This window comes from Nonomuraea phyllanthi (assembly GCF_006334985.2).
Classification (GTDB): Bacteria; Actinomycetota; Actinomycetes; order Streptosporangiales; family Streptosporangiaceae; genus Nonomuraea; species Nonomuraea phyllanthi.
Genome location: NZ_VDLX02000029.1, coordinates 86,407 through 103,366 on the forward strand (window position 1 = coordinate 86,407; position 16,960 = coordinate 103,366).

The window sequence follows — 16,960 nt, forward strand, 5'->3', positions numbered from 1 at the left end:
GAGGCCGCATGCGGGATCCGGCGGAGCTGCTCGTCGCTGCGGCCGAGGGTGACCGGTCGGCCTGGGACGAGCTGGAGTCCAGGTTCGGGCCCCGCATGTGGGCCGTGGCCCGTGCCTGCGGCCTGAGCCCCTCCGACGCCGCGGACGCCGTCCAGGGCGCCTGGCTGCGCCTGCTGCAGCACTTCCACACCATCAGGGAGCCGGCGGCCGTCGGCGGCTGGCTCATGACGACCGTGCGCCGCGAGGCCCTTCTGATGCTGCGCAAGCAGCGGCCCGGCGTCACCTCGCTCGAGATCGTCGAAGAGCCCGACCCCGAGTCCGCCGTCCTGGAGGCCGACGGCAGGCGCCTGCTGTGGAAGACGGTCTCCACGCTGCACGAGCCATGCCGCTCACTCCTCCAGCTGGTCGCGATCGACCTCGGCAACCAGCAGATGGCGGCGCGGCTCGGGCTCCCCGTGGGCAGCGTCGGCCCTACCAAGGCCCGCTGCCTCGAAAAACTGCGCACTCTGATCTCAGCACAGGAGACAGCGCAATGATCAACGACGAATACTTCCTGGCGGCCCTCCGGCTGGCCTCCGGGAACGACCCGGTCCCGGGTCACGTGTCCGCCGCGGCGCGTGACGCCTTCGGGCTCCGGGTCCCGGGAGCGGTCACCGCCGCTCCCGCCGAGTGCGCCGCACCCGGCGGCGTGCGTGATGGCCAGGGCTCGCACCTGGTGCGTTTCGTCACGGCAGGCCTCACCTTCGACCTGGAGGTGACGATCGGCGACGGTCTCATCGACGTCGCGGGCCACGTCTTCCCGTACCCGGGCGAGGGGGCCGTCATCGACGTACGGACCCCGCACCTGACGCTCTCCCGGCGCATCGCCAACACCGGCGACTTCGCCGCGACCGGCCTGCCGCCCGGCTGGCTCAGCGTGGTCTGCCACCGGCCCGGCCACCAACCCGTCCAGACCCGGTGGGTACGCATCCGCCCCTGACCCGACCCCTTACCGGCCGGCCGAGCGAGCCGCGTCCTCTCTCGGCCGTTTCGTACCCAAGGCCCACCATGAGTGCGACACCAGACCCACCCGGCGACCGCGACCCGCTCGTCGTGGCGGCCGAGGCCGCCGTCATGCGCTCGCTGGTCGATCCCGGCCACGCACTCCAGGCGGGCCGCTTCGTCCTGTCGGCCGCGCGCCGGGCCCGCAGCGCCGAGGCCGAGGCCGTGGCGCTCCGGGCCATCGCGCTGGCCGCCCGCGAGCTGGGCGACCTCCGCGGCGCCGAACACCACCTGCGCGCGGCCATCGCCACCGACGGCGCACCGCCCGACCGGATCGCCCAGGCCCGCCTCTCGCTGGTCACCGTACGCACCGAACGCGGCCACCCGCTCCAGGCCCTGCGCGTGGCCGCCCTGGCCTGGACGGACCTCTCGCCGCTCGACCGCGCCAAGCTCGACACGCAGCGCGCCGTCGCCCTGGCCCGCCTCGGACGCCACCAGGAGGCCATCGCCGCCTGCGACCGCGCGCTGCGGGTGCTCGTGACCGCGCCCGGCACCATCGACGACCGCAGGTTCCTGGCGGGCGGGCTGCTCAACCGCGGCCTGGTCCACTCCTTCCGCGGCGACTGGGACGCCGCCATGCGCGACCTGACCGCCTGCCTGGAGATCTCCAACCACGCGGGGCTGCTGCACCTGGCCCGCCTGTCCGCCGCGAACCTGCCCTTCCTCGCCGTACGCCGCGGCGACATCGCCGGGGCGTTCAAGCAGTACCGCGAGGCCGAGGACACCCTGTTCGGCTTCCCCGAGCGGCTGGCCACGATGCGGGCGGACTTCGCCGGGGCCCTGCTGGCCGCCCACCTGCCCGGCGAGGCCAGGGCCATGCTGAGCCTCGCCGTGCCGGACCTGGAGGCGTCGGGCGCGCACGTGGCGCTGGCGGAGGCGCGGCTGAAGCTGGCCCAGGTGGAGCTGCTGACCGGCGACCCGCACCGGGCGCGCCAGGTGGCCGAGCAGGCGGCGGCCGAGCTGGCCGCCCAGGACCGCACGTCGTGGCTGCCGCTGGCCAGGGAGGTCGTCCTGCGTGCCCGGCTGGCCCTCGAACCCGTCACGCCCGCCCTGGTCGCCGAGCTCGTCACGTGCGCCGACGAGCTGGAGGACGGCTTCGCCCACCTGGCGGGAGCCGCCGCGCTGCGGCTCGTCGCGGCCGAGGCCGCGCTCGCCCTCGACGACCACCCGACGGCCTCGGCGCAGCTCGCCCGGCTCACCGAGCACGCCGAACGCGAGGAGCCATGGGCCCCGATCGGCACCCAGCTCACCTCGCTCGCCGCGGAGCCTGCCCGGACGGCCGAGATCCCCGTGCCGGTACGCCAGCACGCGCTCGCGCTGGAGGCGTCGCTGCAGGAGGACGCCACAGGGGCCTTCCGCGCGGTCCGCAACGGGCTGAGCGAGGTGAGCGAGCAGGTGGAGACGTTCGACGACCCGGCGCTGCGCGCCCACGCGGCCCGGGCCGGGGAACGGCTGGCGGCGTTCGGGCTGGGGCTCGCGGTGCGCGGCGGGTGCGCGGGGGAGGTCTTCGAGTTCGCCGAGCGGTGGCGCGCCGTGGCGGCGCCGTCCCACGCGTGTTCCCTGGTCGACACCGACCGGGTGCGGGCCGAGCTCGGGGCGGGGGCGCTGGTGGAGTTCGTGGCGGACGAGGAGGCCCTGCTGGCCGTGGTGATCGCCGAGGGGCGGGCGACGCTGCGGCGGGTGGGAGACGTGCGGGCGGTCAAGGAGGCGATCGTCCGGCTGCGGTACGCGCTGCGGCGGCGCGCCGGCGAGAGCCCCACCCCGCCGCCGCCCTCCCCCGACGGCCACCTTTCGGACATGGCGATGGGCTCGCCCCGTGACGTGGCGGACGTCGAGGCGGCGGGCCTGGAGGTCGAGCGGCTGCTGTTGCGCCCGATCCTGGCCGAGCTGGGCGACGGCGGCCCGCTGGTGGTGGTGCCCGTCGGCGCCCTGCACACGCTGCCATGGGGAGCGCTGCCGTGCCTGCGCGAACGGCCCGTGACCGTGGCCGCCAGCGCGGCCGCCTGGGTGCGGGCCCGGGAGCTGCGCCACGCCCGCCGGCCGGGACCGCCCGTGGTGGTGGCCGCCGCCGGGCCGTCCCTGGCGCACGCGCACGGCGAGGTGGCGAACGTCCTCGCCTGCCACCCCGACGCCCGCGAGGTGCCGGCGCGCGGGCCGGCGGTCCTGGAGGCGCTGGGGGTGGCCGACGTCCTGCACCTGGCCGCCCACGGGGTCTTCCACGCGCGCAGCCCCCTGGTGTCGGGCATCACGCTGGACGACGGCCCGCTGATGGCGTACGACCTGCTGGACGTCCCCCGCTCTCCGGAGTTGGTGGTGCTGTCGGCGTGCAACTCCGGGATGTCGCGCACACCGGTGGACGGGGCGCCGCTGGGGCTGCCCGGCACGTTCCTGGCCAAGGGCTCGTCGTGCGTGGTGGCGGGGCTGGTGCCGGTACGGGATGAGGGGGCTCGGGCGTTGATGAGCGTGTTCCACGAGCTCGTGGCGGCCGGCCACTCCCCGGCCGCCGCCCTGGCCTCGGCCGCCGCCAAGACAGGCGAACTGGGCTTCGCCTGCTTCGGCGCAGGCGACCAGCCCCTGTACTGACTGTGGCCTGAGGCGGCAGACACCGCTACGTCCGCCGACCAGCCAGACGGGCCAGCCGGGCGGGCGGGGTCGGTGGTCAGCCGGTGGCGACGGGCCTTGAGGGGTCGGCGACCCAGTTGGACCAGGAGCCCACGTACAGTGCGGCGGGCAGACCGGCGACCTCCAGCGCCAGCACCTCGTGCGCGGCCGTCACGCCCGACCCGCAGTACGCCCCCGTCCGGACCCCCTCCTGAACCCCGAGCCCGGCGAAGCGCTCCCGGAGCGCGGCAGGCGTGCGGAACCGGCCGTCGGGCCCGACGTTCTCCGTCGTCGGCGCGTTGACGGCCCCCGGGACGTGCCCCGCCACCGGATCGACCGGCTCCACCTCGCCGCGGTAGCGCTCAGCGGCCCTGGCGTCGAGCAGCACCCCCTGGGTGGCGAGCGCCGCCGCCTCGTCCGCCGTCAGCACCGGCATCCCGCCCGGCCGCGCCGTGAAGTCACCCCCGGCCGCTCCTTCACCGGCCTCTGCTCCGCCGGCCCGCGCGCCACCAGATGCCGACGAGCCGGCCACCTCCGAGGCAGGCCCGCCCGAAGCGCCCTGATCCGGCACAACCCCGACCGACCCGACCGCATCCGGGCCAGGCAGGTCGGGTGCGTCCTTGGTGGTGGGCAGCCCGGCCTCGATCCACGCCGGCAGCCCGCCGTCCAGCACGCGAACGTCCCGATGACCGAAGTAGCGCAGCGCCCACCACGCCCTGGCCGCCACCGTGGAGCCCGCGTCGTCGTACACCACCACCGGGCGGCCGTCCGACACGCCGAGCCGTCGCATCGCGTGCTGGAACGCGCCCGCCTCCGGCAGCGGGTGCCGCCCGCCCTCGCCGGGAGGCGACGCGAGGTCCGTGTCGAGGTCGCAGTAGACGGCGCCCGGGATGTGCCCCTCCCGGTAGTACTCCACCCCGGGCGGCCCGCCGAGGCGCCAGCGGACGTCGAGCACCGTCACGTCGTCGAGTGCGGCGAGCTCGGCAGGTGTGATCAGCGGGCTGCTCACGTACGGACCTCCAGGAGTGGGACGTTCTGCTCGGCCGCCGTCATCGAGCCGTGGTAGCCGATGAACAGGGCCTCGATCGGGTGGCGAGTAGGTGCGATGATCGCCAGGTCGGTGTGGGGGACGGCCACGACGTCGCCGATGCGTTCGAGCCAGGCGTCGCGCACCCGCGGCCCGAACCAGCCCGCCTCGACCGCCTCCTGCCTGGACACTACCCAGGCCTTGCCGCGCAAAGTGTCGCGCCACGCCTCCAGCACGTCCTCCGCGGCTCCCGGCCGGGCGTAGACGTGCCTGGCCCTGGCCTCACCGCCGAGCAGAGCCACGCCTTCCGTCAGCTCGGTCGCCTTCTCGGCGTCGATCTTCTCGGTGGCGTTGACCATGCCGTGGTCGGCGGTCACGTAGAGGGCGGACCCGGGTGGCAGCCCCTCGGCGAGCCGCCTGGCCATGTCGTCGACGACGGTGAGCTGCCGCAGCCACTCGTCGCTCCCCCACCCCGTCATGTGCCCGGCGGCGTCCAGATCGCCGTAGTAGACGGTGACATGCGTGGAACCCGCCCGCATCGCCTCGTGCACCCGGGCGACGCGCTCGTCCACGGTGTCGGCGGGCACGTAACGCACGCCCCGGTAGACCGCCCTGGTCAGCCCGGTGCCCTCGAACTCGCCGGGGGCGACGTAGACGGAGTCGATCCCCGCCCTCGCGGCGCGCTCGTAGACGGTCGGGGCGGGCTGCCACCGGTGCGGGTCCATGGTCTCGCCGCCGGGCAACGTCCAGCGCAGGCAGTTGAACAGCCGTCCGGTGCCGGGCACGGCCAGCGTCAGCCCGAGCATGCCGTGCTCGCCGGGCGTCAGGCCCGTGCCGAGCGAGCACAGGCTGGTGACCGTGGTGGCGGGGAACCCGGCGGTGAGAGTCGTGCCCGCCAGCCCGGACAGGAACGGCGCGGCTCCGGCGTGCGCCCGCAGCAACTCGGCCCCCAGGCCGTCCACGAGGAAGAGGCACACCCGGTCGGCACGGCCCAGGACGAGCGGGGAGTGGTGGGGCGGGGTGGCATGGGAGGTGGTGTGCGGGGTGGGAGGGCTGGTGTCGCGCGCGTCTGTCCCACCGGACATGCTCGCCGCGCCGAACCCCTCCGCCGGGGTGGGGGCGTCGCCGTCCTGGGGCGCCGCGTTGGACGTGCCGTGCTCAGCCGCCGCACTGGATGTGCCGGGGGCGGGCGCGCCCAGGGCCGCCAGCAGCGCATCGGGCAGGTCGGCCAGCGACCCGCCGCCGTACCGAGGCACCAGCATGGCCATCATCCCCTGCCTTCGCGGAGCTCTCCCCTGTCGCGTGGATCTCGCCTTCCTTCTCTTACGGCACAGCCAAGTGACCCGCACTCGCCGTCGCCACTCCCGGCTGTCATGGCCGGTCGTGAAGGCTCACGGGTCGCTCGCCGTTACGAGCGCGTCGTGGGCCGCGTTCTTCGCCGCGAGTGCCGGCCGTCGCGCGGCCGTCAGGAGGCGGCGCGGGCCGTGGCCTCGGAGAGCGCCTTGGCGAAGGCGAGCACGTGGGTGACCGCCTCCGGGCCGTCGGCCGCCTCGCTCACCCGGAGCGACAGGTCGTCGGCCGTGATCGCGCCCGTGTAGCCGTGGTCGGCCTCGCAGTTCTCGTCGCCGCACGTGGCGGGCTCCAGGTCCACGTGGGAGATGGCGCCCCACCCGATCGTGAGCGTCGCCTCCGTCGGTGGCACGCCGGGGACGTAGGAGGCGGGATCGGGCACCACGCGGGTGACGGCGACCGACTGGACGCGGCTCAGCCGCACGGCCTCCGTGGTCGTCGAGGCGTGGGACGTCGAGACGCCCTCCACCGCCGGATGCTCGTCGGTGTGGCACACCAGCAGCCGCGTCGCCGTCAGCACCAGGACGGTGACGTGCCTGCGCACCTCCATCGCGGGATCGAACGTGGCCTCGTGATGGACCACGAAGGCGGTCACCGCCTCCTTGCCCAGCGCGGATTCGACCGCGTCGGTGACGAGGTCGGGATAGTAGCCGCTGCGCTCGATCGCTTCGCGCAGGCCCGCGGCGGAGACTCGGGTTTCCCTCATGGGTCCATCCTGCCAGGGCCCGGCAGTGCGCTCACCCGCCGGATATAACGCTCTATAACGTCTTTTATCCGGGCATCCAGGTGCACTTCAGCTCACCTTAATTGCCGCCAACCGTGGCTGATCGTCGCCCTCTCAGCGCTGTTCGACTTCCTTCGCTGAGAGCGGATCACGACAGCCTTCTCGGGCCGCCGTCCAGACGCGGGCCCGCGGGGGTGCGCAGGGTGGCGCGGGCGCCCAGGATGATGGCGTTCGACTCACCGACGAGCACCTGGTCAAGGTCCAGCCTGGCCACCTCCGGCAGGTCGCCGGCCAGGCGACCGACGCGTACCAGGAGGTCTTCCAGGGCGTCCACGGCGACGGGCGGGTAGCCGTACTCGCCGAAGAGCAGCGGGGCGGCGCGCACCGAGCGCACCAGGGCGGCGGCGTCCTCGCGGGTGAGCGGGGCGAGCCGGAAGCCCTGGTCGAGCAGGAGCCGCGCGGTCACCTCCCCGAGCCCGAACGACACGACCGGGCCGAACGCGGGGTCCTCGACGGCGGCAACGACGGTCGGCACGGCGGGCTGCGGCGCCATCCGCTGGACGGCCAGCTCCACCGCCTCGCCCGGCTGATCGGCGAATCCGGCATACGCCTGGCGTACCATCTCAGGACTTGTCAGCCCGAGCCGGACGGTGCCCGCGCGGCGCGAGGCCCCGGGGTCGGCCACCTTGAGCACCACCGGCCACCCCAGCCGCTCGGCCGCCGCGACCGCCTCCTCCGGCGACCGCACCACCTCGGCCGGCCAGACGGTGAGGCCGTAGCAGGACAGCAGTTCGGCGGCGTCCACCTCGACGGGCGGCCCGGCCTGCGCGAACGCTCCCTGCGATGCGTCGTCGCCTCCCGGCTCGGCCCTCGCGTCGCCCGGGGCGCTCACCGGCTCACCCGGGAGGCCCGTGTCGCTCGGGATGCTCACAGGCTCATCCGAAGCGTCCGCGTCACCCGAGATGCTCACAGGCTCGCCCGAGAGGTCCGCGGCGACCAGCATGCCCACAGGCGCCCCCGAAGGGTCCGCGGGAGGCGTGGTGAGGAGGGTGCGGACCAGGGCCTGGGCGCGGGACGGGTCGATGTCGTCGAGCTCCGGCGGCGGCACCGCCGGGTGGGAGCGCCACTGCGCGTAGCGGACCACGTGCGCCAGCGCCCTGACCGCCTCCTCCGGTGCCGCGTACGAGGGGATCGAGCCGCGCGACGGCGTCACCCCGCACCCCGGCGCGTGGGTCTCGACGCGCAGGGCCGGATGCATGCCCAGATGTCCCTCGAACGTCGCGAGCACCGGCTTGGCGGCCCCCTTGGACACCCGGATCAGCTCGGCCGCCACCTCCTCCGTGTCGCCGGGGATGGGCGGCATGTAGATCACGACGGCGGCGTCGACGTCGGGGGAGGCGAGCTCGCCGGCGAGGGCCGTACCGAACTCCGGCGCCCCGGCGGCGGGGCCCAGGTTGACCGGCGGGCGCGGCTCCAGGCGGGCGGCGAGGCAGGCGTCGGCGGCGAGCAGGCCGAGCGCGTCGGAGTTGGTCACGAGCGCGACCCTGGGCCCGGCGGGGAGCGGTTGGTAGGCCAGCAGCTGGCCCACGTCGAACAGCTGGATGAGGTCGTCCACCCTGATCAGGCCGGCCTGCTCGAACAGCGGGCTGATCGCGGAGTCGGGCAGCCCCAGCTCCTCGGCCGAGTGGCCGGCCGGAGTGCCGCCGCTCTTGACCACCACGACGGGCTTGCTCCGGGAGATGCGCCTGGCCAGCCGGGTGAACTTGCGCGGATTGCCGAGCGACTCCAGGTAGAGCAGGATCACCTCGGTCGAGTCGTCCTCCTCCCAGTACTGCAGCAGGTCGTTGCCGGAGACGTCGGCCCTGTTGCCGGCGGAGACGAACGTCGAGATGCCCATGCCGCGCTGCGCCACCCGCTGGAGCAGCGCGGTGCCGAGGGCGCCCGACTGGCTGAAGAAGCCCACCTTCCCCCTGCACGGCAGGGTGGCGGCGAGGGTGGCGTTGAGCTTGACGACGGGGTCGGTGTTGGCGATGCCGAGGCAGTTGGGGCCCACGACGCGCAGGCCGTAGGAGCGGGCGATCCTGGCCACCTCGTCCTGCATCGCCCTGCCCTCGGCCCCGGTCTCGCCGAACCCCGACGAGACCACCACCAGCCCGTGCACGCCCTTCTCGGCGCACTCCTTGACCACGTCGATCACGCCGGAGGCGGGGACGGCCACCACGGCGAGGTCCACGTCGCCGTCGATCGCGGTGACGCTGGGGTAGGCGCGGACGCCGGCCACCGCCCGCACCTCACGGTGCACCGGATAGACGGGGCCGGTGAAGTCGGCGGCCAGCAGGTTGCGCAGGACGGTCTGGCCGACCCCGCCGGGCTCGCGGGAGGCGCCGATGACGGCGACCGAGCCGGGGGTGAGCAGCCGGGCGATGGACCTGGACTCGGCCCGGTGCTCGCGGGCGAGCGTGACCTCCGTGGAGGTCTCGGTCGGGGTGAGGTCGAGCGTCATGCGTACGACGCCGTCCTCGAACTGGCTCTGGGCCGTGTAACCCGCCTGGCGCAGCAGGCCGGTCATGCGCATGTTGGCCGGCAGGACGTCGGCGACGAAGCGTTCGATGCCGCGCTCGCGTGCGGTGGCGGCGAGGTGCTCCAGGAGCACGGAGGCCACTCCCCTGCCCTGGTGCGCGTCCTCGACGAGGAAGGCCACTTCCGCCTCTCCGGGGCCGGTACGGTCGTAGCGGATGACGGCGACCATCTCGGTGCCGATCGTCGCGATCAGGGCGACCCGGTTGACGTAGTCGACATTGGTGAAGCGCTCGACTTCTCTGTCGGACAACCGAGGCCTCGGACCGAAGAAGCGAAAATAGATCGACTCGTCTGACAAACGCGAGTAAAAGGAGCGGAGGCGGTCGGCGTCTGCGGGCTTGATGGGCCGGACGTGGGCCGTTCCGCCGTCGGCCAGGACGACATCCGCCTCCCAATGGGCGGGATAGTGTGCCTCCACAGTGTTGAGAGTAAACCCCCGTTCCACATGCCAAGACCCCAGCCCCGATTGAGCGCCTGTTGGGCAACGCTTGTGCATCGACTGCGGCCCGGTGTCCTGGGTCCGCCCCACGAGCAGCCCGGAAGCTGTTAGTTTTGCCGTGGCCAGGCTCGTTCTGAAGGCAGCAAGGTGGTGACATCATGACGCGGGTCGTCGTGGTGGGCGATCTCATGACCGACGCGGTCGCGCGCGCCCGTTATGCGCTCGCCAGGGCCAGCGACACCCCGGCGATCGTGACCATGCACGGCGGCGGCTCCGGGGCCAACATCTCCTCGTGGCTCGCCGTCGAAGGCGCCGAGGTCGCCTTCATCGGCCGCAGGGGCGCCGACATCACGGGGCGAAACCGCGACATGGAGCTGATGGGTTACGGGGTCGACGCCCGGCTCGTCATGGATCCTGAGCGCCCCACCGGCACCTGCGTGGTGCTCGTCACGCACAAGGGCGAGCGCACCATGCTCTCCGATCCGGGCGCCAACGCGGCGTTGTCGCCGGAAGACCTCCCGCGTGACCTGTTCGGGCAGGGCTCGCACCTCCACCTGTCGGGCTACACGCTGATCAACGAGGGCTCGCGCGACGCGGGCCTGGCGGCGCTCGACATGGCCCGCAGGAGCGGGATGTCGATCTCGGTCGACTGCGCCTCGTCCGCGCCGCTGGAGCGCACGGGGGCGGAGCCGTTCCTGGAGTGGACCAACGGCGCCAAGCTGCTGTTCGCCAACATCGAGCAGGCCAAGGTGCTGACCGGGCGCGACGACGCCGAGGCGGCCGCCAAGGTGCTCACCGCGTGGTTCCCGCAGGTCGTCATCAAGATGAACGCCGAGGGCGCGCTCTGGTTCAGCAATGGCAGGCCCGAGCCGGTCCACGTGGCCGCCGAGCCGGTCGACAAGATCGTGGACGGCACGGGAGCGGGAGACGCGTTCTGCGCCGGGTTCCTGCCTCCGTGGCTGGCGGGCAAGCCGCCGGCCGAGTCGCTGGCCTCGGGCTGCCGGCTGGCCGCCAAGGCGATCATGCACCTGGGCGCCCGCCCGCCGTTCTGACCGCCGCCATCCACACACCCCGCCTGATCGGCGCCAGGCACCCTCGCCCGGCGTCGGCCTGCGCCGTTCCGGCCTTTGCGTCCGTCCTGTCTGGCTGGTGCGCGCCCGCGCCGTTCCGGCCGTTGCCGTGCACCCTCTCTGAGAGGGTGCCCGTGCGGGTCAGCTGGTGGTGGCCAGGGCGAGCGGCAGCACCGCCGGCGCGCCCGCGTGCCGTACGAGGGCCGCGCCCAGCGTCATCGTCCACCCCGTGTCGACGCGATCGTCCACGAGCAGCACCGGCCCGCCGCACCCCGCGATCGCGGCGGCCAGCTCCTTCGGCATGGCCAGCGTCGCCCGCACGGCCCGCACCCGCTTGGCGCTGTTGAACTGCTGCCCCGGCGTCCCCGCACGGTAGCCCAGCTCGCCCAGGTAGGTCAGCCGCCCCACCGACGCCAGCCGCTCGGCGAACGCGCGCACGAGCGCCGGCCGGGTCGCCGAGGGGACGTTCACCACGGCGACGGGCCGCTCGCGCCAGTCCCAGGCCGACAGGACCTGCACCACGGCCGCGAACATGTCGTCGGCCATGGGCCCGTCCGCCCCGCCGAACAGCTCCCGCAGCCGGTTGCCCCACCCGATGTCGGTCAGCCTGCCGAGCGCCCGGCCCGGCTCGGCGCCCAGCTCGGGCTTGATCCGCCCGGACAGGTCGGGCAGCCCGGTCGGCCACTGCTTGCGGGCCTCGATCTCGACGCCCGGCCTGGTGAGACGCTGGCGGGCGCTCTCGACGGCCTGCCCGCCGATCTCCGTGGAGCGGTGCGCGCCGGTGCAGTTGTCGCAGCGCCCGCACGGCTTGGCGGCCTCGTCGTCGAGGTGCCTGCGCAGGAACTGCTCCCTGCACTCGGACGTCGTCAGGTAGCCGAGCATGGCCTCCTGCTCGGACCTGCGCTCGGCGGCGATGCGGGCGTAGCGCTCGGCGTCGTACGCCCACGGCTCGCCGGTGGCCTCCCAGCCGCCCTTGACCCGGCGTACGGCGCCGTCGACGTCGAGGACCTTGAGCATCATCTCCAGCCGGCTCCGGCTGAGGTCGACGGCGGTCTCGAGCGCGGGCGTGGACATGACGCCGCGCTCTTCGAGAGCGCTGAGCGTGGCCCGCACGACCGGCTCCGGAGGGAACGCCAGTGAGGCGAAATATGCCCAGATCTCGCGATCCTCGGTGCCGGGCAGCAGGATCACCTCGGCCCGCTCGACCCCGCGCCCGGCCCGGCCGACCTGCTGGTAGTAGGCGACGGGCGACTGCGGCGCCCCCACGTGCACCACGAAGCCCAGGTCCGGCTTGTCGAACCCCATCCCCAGCGCGCTGGTGGCCACCAGCGCCTTGAGCTTGTTCTGCAGCAGCGCCTCCTCGGCCGCCAGCCGCTCGGCCGGGTCGGTCTGGCCGGAGTAGGAGGCCACCTCGAACCCCTGCTCGCGCAGGTATCCGGCGATCTCGTGGGCGGCGGCGACGGTGAGGGTGTAGACGATGCCGGAGCCGGGCAGCTCGCGCAGCGTCTGCGCCAGCCACGCCAGCCGCTGCTCGGCGGTGGCCAGGCGCACGACGCTCAGGTGGAGGCTCTCCCGCTCCAGCGGCCCGCGCAGGACGAGCGTGCCGCCGCCGTCGCCGTCGCCGGTGTCGCCGGGCAGGCGCATCTGCTCGGCCACGTCGCGGGTGACGCGGGCGTTGGCGGTGGCGGTGGTGGCGAGGACCGGGATGCCCGGCGGCAGCTCCCCGAAGAGCGTGGCCAGCCGCCGGTAGTCAGGCCTGAAGTCGTGCCCCCAGTCGGAGATGCAGTGGGCCTCGTCGACCACCACGAGCCCGGCGCTCTCGGCCAGCTCGGGCAGCACGTTGTCGCGGAAGTCGGGGTTGTTGAGCCGCTCGGGACTGACCAGGAGCACGTCGACCATGCCCTCGGCGACCTGCCCGTAGATCTCCTCCCACGCCTCGGGGTTGGCGGAGTTGATCGTGACGGCCCTGATGCCGGCCCGTTCGGCGGCGGCGATCTGGTTGCGCATGAGCGCCAGCAGCGGCGAGACGATGACCGTGGGGCCCTCGCCCAGCTCGCGCAGCAGCGCGGTGGCCACGAAGTAGACGGCCGACTTGCCCCAGCCGGTGCGCTGCACGACGAGCACCCGCCGCCGGTCCACCACCAGGGCCTCGATGGCGGCCCACTGGTCGTCGCGGAGCACGGCGTGCTCACCGGCCAGCGCCCGCAACCGCTCCTCGGCCTCTTCCCGCAACATCCCGGCATCGGGGGCGTCAATCATTCCCCCTTGTTACCACGCTCCAGCGCCACCGGCGTCCGTCGCCGTACTCTGAACCCGTCCCGTGCGGCACATTCCTGTCCGATACGGCGCGGTCCCGGGTCACCACCCAGCCGGTCAAGCGTGCGCTCCGTAACGGCGGCGCGCCGCTGAAGGGTCAGAGGGCGTGACATGGAGGGCCACCAGCCGGAGTGCGGCGGGTGGCCTGCCACGGCGCAGCCGTACGACAAGGATGTTCCGGCCACGGCGGGGCCGTGCGGCGAAGATCTCTTGACCACGGCGACATCGAACAGATATGCGAGAATCGGCATGGGGCGAGTATCATCGGGGCCTCGGCGCGGTGCCGGGCCAGGCGGCGGGAGCGCTATGGACAGATCACAGGAGACGCGGCTCGTGCCATCATCTCCAGGGGCGAACACACCGGAACCCATACCGGTCGCGTGGCCGTGCGCGCCTCTGGCCGTCATCGCCTCGCGATCGACAGAGGTTACGTCGCCGCCTCAACCGCCGATCTGACGCTTCTCCAGCGAGCTGACGGATACGGTTACAGCACAAGGACAGAAGGAGGATGCGCTTCCCCTCGGCGCGACGGCCGAGGCAGCCGCGCAGCACAAGATGGCCCGACGCACGACTGCACCCCCACCTGAGGACTTCGAGGAGCGGATCGTCGACATCGACGTCTCCTCCGAGATGCGCACCAGCTATCTCGAGTACGCCTACTCGGTGATCTATCAGCGCGCCCTGCCCGACGCGCGCGACGGCCTCAAGCCCGTGCAGCGGCGCATCCTCTACTCGATGAGCGAGATGGGCCTGCGCCCCGAGCGCGGCCACGTCAAGTCGTCGCGGGTCGTCGGCGACGTCATGGGCAAGCTGCACCCCCACGGCGACAGCGCCATCTACGACGCGCTCGTGCGCCTGGCGCAGCCGTTCTCGATGCGCCTGCCGCTCGTCGACGGCCACGGCAACTTCGGCTCCCCCGACGACCTGCCGGCCGCCATGCGTTACACCGAAGCCCGGCTCACGCCGGCGGCGATGCTGATGGTGGAGTCGCTCGACGAGGACACCGTCAACTTCAAGCCCAACTACGACGGCCAGGAGACCGAGCCGGTCGTCATGCCGTCGGCCTTCCCCAACCTGCTGGTCAACGGCACCAGCGGCATCGCGGTCGGGATGGCCACCAACATGGCGCCGCACAACCTCGGCGAGGTCGTGGCCGCCGCCCGGCACCTGATCAAGAAGCCGGACGCGACGCTCGACGACCTGATGAAGTTCGTGCCGGGGCCCGACCTGCCGACGGGCGGCTCGATCATCGGGCTGCAGGGCGTGCGCGACGCCTACGAGACCGGGCGTGGCACGTTCCGGATGCGGGCCAAGTGCACGGTCGAGCAGATCACGCCCCGCCGCAAGGGCATCGTCGTCACCGAGCTCCCCTACAACGTCGGCCCGGAGCGCGTCGTCACCAAGATCAAGGAGCTGGTGACGGCCAAGAAGCTCCAGGGCATCGCCGACCTCAAGGACCTCACCGACCGGCACAAGGGCCTGCGGCTGGTCATCGAGATCAAGAACGGCTTCATCCCGGAGGCCGTCCTCCAGGAGCTCTACCGCCTGACGCCGATGGAGGAGACGTTCGGCATCAACAACGTCGCCCTGGTCGACGGCGAGCCGCGCACGCTCGGGCTGCGCGAGATGCTCCAGGTCTATGTCGACCACCGGCTCGAGGTGGTGCGCCGCAGGTCGGAGTTCAGGAGGCGCAAGCGCGAGGAGCGCCTGCACCTGGTCGACGGCCTCATCATCGCCCTGCTCAACATCGACGAGGTCATCCAGGTCATCCGTTCCTCGGACGACTCGGCACAGGCGCGCGCCCGGTTGATGGACGTGTTCGACCTGACCGAGACGCAGGCCGCCTACATCCTGGACACGCCGCTGCGGCGGCTCACCAAGTACGACAAGCTGGAGCTGGACCGGGAGAAGCAGACGCTGAGCGACGAGATCGCGCAGCTCACCGAGATCCTCTCCTCCGAGACCAAGCTCCGCCAGGTCGTCTCGGGCGAGCTGGCCGACGTGGCCAAGAAGTACGGCACGCCGCGCCGCACCGTGCTGCTGGAGGCGCCCGGCGTCGCCCGCACCCCGGTCACCGAGCTGCAGGTGGCCGACGACCCGTGCCTGGCGCTGCTGTCCTCGACCGGCCTGCTGGCGCGCACCTCCGACGCCTCGCCGCTGGCGGGCGAGGGCGACCGCGCCGCGCACGACGTGCTGGTGTCGGTCGTGAAGACGTCCGTACGCGGTGAGGTGGGCGTGGTGACATCGCTCGGCCGGCTGATCCGCATCCAGGTCGTCGACCTGCCGACGTTGCCGCCCTCCGCCAATCCGCCGACCCTGTCGGGCGGGCACCCGGTCTCCGAATACGTCTCGCTCCAGCCCGACGAGAAGGTCGTCGGACTGGGCTCCCTCGACCCCGACGGCCCCGGCCTGGCCCTCGGCACGACGCAGGGCGTGGTCAAGCGGGTGGTGCCCGACTATCCGGCCAACCGCGACGATTTCGAGGTCATCACCCTGAAAGACGGCGACAGCGTGGTGGGCGCCGTCGAGCTCGTCTCGGAGTCGCACGACCTGGTGTTCATCTCCTCCGACGCGCAGTTGCTGCGCTTCCCCGCCTCGCTGGTGCGCCCGCAGGGCCGGCCGGCGGGCGGCATGGCCGGCATCCGGCTGGACGACGGCGCGCGGGTGATCTGGTTCGGGGTGGTCGATCCCGACCATCCCGCCCAGGTGGTCACGATCGCCGGCTCCTCCACGGCCCTGCCGGGCACGCAGGTGGGCGGCGGCAAGGTCTCCGACTACGCGGACTTCCCCGCCAAGGGGCGGGCGACCGGCGGCGTCCGGGCCCAGCGCTTCCTCAAGGGCGAGGACGAGCTGCTGCTGGCCTGGGCGGGGCCGACGCCGGCCAAGGCGGTCTCCAACGTGGGCAAGCCGGTGCCGCTGCCTGACGAGCTGGGTCGCCGTGACGGTTCGGGCGTCCGCCTCACGCATACCATCGGCGCCATCGGTGGTGCCCTGGCATCGACCCCCGACGCCCTGCCTCCGGCGGTCACGGAGTCGCCCGCGACGCTGGAGGACTGACCCCGGTCCCGGTGCGGGGTGCCCGCCGCACCGGCGTGCCGCCGGGTCCCGCCCGGCGTGCGTGGCGGGGCGCCGCGGGCGCCGGAGGCCGTTGACGCCGATCCGGCGGGCCGGGACGCTGAGCGGCCGCGTCATGGCGACGGCGCGGCCAGGCGGCCGTGACCGCCGGGTCAGGGGCGCCAGTGCGGGTCGGGACCGCCGGGTCAGGGGCGCCAGTGCGGGTCGCGGCCGATGAAGGCGAGGAGCCTGTCCTGCGGGGAGGCGTCCTCCCCCAGCTTCACCTCCGGCCCGAACACCTCGATGTCCGGGCCGAACGCCCCCGGCGTCCGGAGCTTCTCCATCAGCTCGTCCGGCACCGCGCGCACGGACGCCCAGGCCAGCTCGACGTCCTCGGGATCGATCGTGTCGTCCTGGGACGTGGCGCGGGCGAGGTCCCAGCCGTGCAAGGGGAGGTCCTCGCTGACCACCTGGTCGACGTGCCGCTCGACCGGCAGGCGGCCGGAGGGCGTGTCGCAGGGCCGGGTGGCGAGGCCGGGGTCGGCGAGGATCGCCTCCACGTCGGCGCGGGCGGCGCGGAAGGCCGCCACCGGGTCGTCGTCGACCGAGGGCGCCGGGCTCAGCGAGCGGCCTAGGTCGTGTTTCATAAGGCGTTGAGCCACTGGTTGATCGCAGCGATGATGACGACGGCTTCGTAGCGTACGGCGAGCTTGTCGTAACGGGTCGCCATGCCGCGGTTGCCTTTGAGCAGGTTGATG

General features: G+C 73.3%; 11 protein-coding genes. 5 read left to right on the forward strand and 6 right to left on the reverse strand.

Annotated elements, in window-relative coordinates; genetic code table 11:
• Nucleotides 1-8: 8 nt before the first annotated feature.
• The 3 genes from FH608_RS47105 (at nucleotide 9) to FH608_RS47115 (ending at nucleotide 3,624) form a co-directional block, all read left to right on the forward strand.
• Nucleotides 9-536 (forward strand): RNA polymerase sigma factor, encoded by a 528-nt coding sequence (locus FH608_RS47105; protein WP_139637727.1) that lies wholly within the window; start codon nucleotides 9-11, stop codon nucleotides 534-536.
• Nucleotides 533-979 (forward strand): hypothetical protein, encoded by a 447-nt coding sequence (locus FH608_RS47110; RefSeq protein ID WP_139637728.1) that lies wholly within the window; start codon nucleotides 533-535, stop codon nucleotides 977-979. Before FH608_RS47105 ends, FH608_RS47110 begins: the two co-directional genes overlap by 4 nt.
• A gap of 68 nt (nucleotides 980-1,047) precedes the next feature.
• Entirely contained in the window at nucleotides 1,048-3,624 is a 2,577-nt protein-coding gene (locus FH608_RS47115; protein ID WP_139637729.1) for a CHAT domain-containing protein, read from the forward strand.
• A gap of 76 nt (nucleotides 3,625-3,700) precedes the next feature.
• Here FH608_RS47115 and FH608_RS47120 read toward each other — a convergent pair whose 3' ends face one another.
• The 4 genes from FH608_RS47120 to FH608_RS47135 form a co-directional block, all read right to left on the reverse strand.
• Complete coding sequence (locus FH608_RS47120; RefSeq protein WP_139637730.1) at nucleotides 3,701-4,651, reverse strand: sulfurtransferase; 951 nt, start codon at nucleotides 4,649-4,651, stop codon at nucleotides 3,701-3,703.
• Nucleotides 4,648-5,931: an alkaline phosphatase family protein gene (locus FH608_RS47125; RefSeq protein ID WP_226900514.1), complete on the reverse strand. Its 1,284-nt coding sequence runs from the start codon at nucleotides 5,929-5,931 to the stop codon at nucleotides 4,648-4,650. Before FH608_RS47125 ends, FH608_RS47120 begins: the two co-directional genes overlap by 4 nt.
• A gap of 203 nt (nucleotides 5,932-6,134) precedes the next feature.
• Nucleotides 6,135-6,725 carry a DUF5998 family protein gene (locus tag FH608_RS47130; RefSeq protein ID WP_139637731.1) on the reverse strand — a complete coding sequence of 197 codons (591 nt, stop codon included), beginning with the start codon at nucleotides 6,723-6,725 and terminating at the stop codon, nucleotides 6,135-6,137.
• Nucleotides 6,726-6,891: 166 nt separating this feature from the next.
• Nucleotides 6,892-9,741, reverse strand: a complete 2,850-nt coding sequence (locus FH608_RS47135) for a bifunctional acetate--CoA ligase family protein/GNAT family N-acetyltransferase (RefSeq protein ID WP_226900515.1) — start codon at nucleotides 9,739-9,741, stop codon at nucleotides 6,892-6,894.
• A 179-nt stretch (nucleotides 9,742-9,920) separates the two neighbouring features.
• On the opposite strand from FH608_RS47135, the gene FH608_RS47140 reads away from it, so the two are divergent.
• Nucleotides 9,921-10,814 (forward strand): carbohydrate kinase family protein, encoded by an 894-nt coding sequence (locus FH608_RS47140; RefSeq protein WP_139637733.1) that lies wholly within the window; start codon nucleotides 9,921-9,923, stop codon nucleotides 10,812-10,814.
• A 159-nt stretch (nucleotides 10,815-10,973) separates the two neighbouring features.
• Here the strand turns inward: FH608_RS47140 and FH608_RS47145 are convergent, their stop codons facing one another.
• Nucleotides 10,974-13,091: a RecQ family ATP-dependent DNA helicase gene (locus tag FH608_RS47145; RefSeq protein WP_226900516.1), complete on the reverse strand. Its 2,118-nt coding sequence runs from the start codon at nucleotides 13,089-13,091 to the stop codon at nucleotides 10,974-10,976.
• A gap of 612 nt (nucleotides 13,092-13,703) precedes the next feature.
• On the opposite strand from FH608_RS47145, the gene FH608_RS47150 reads away from it, so the two are divergent.
• On the forward strand, nucleotides 13,704-16,205 hold the full coding sequence (locus FH608_RS47150) for a DNA gyrase/topoisomerase IV subunit A (RefSeq protein ID WP_139637734.1): 2,502 nt from the start codon (nucleotides 13,704-13,706) through the stop codon (nucleotides 16,203-16,205).
• Between the two features lie 203 nt (nucleotides 16,206-16,408).
• Here FH608_RS47150 and FH608_RS47155 read toward each other — a convergent pair whose 3' ends face one another.
• Nucleotides 16,409-16,849: a DinB family protein gene (locus FH608_RS47155; RefSeq protein WP_139637735.1), complete on the reverse strand. Its 441-nt coding sequence runs from the start codon at nucleotides 16,847-16,849 to the stop codon at nucleotides 16,409-16,411.
• Between the last annotated feature and the right edge of the window lie 111 nt (nucleotides 16,850-16,960).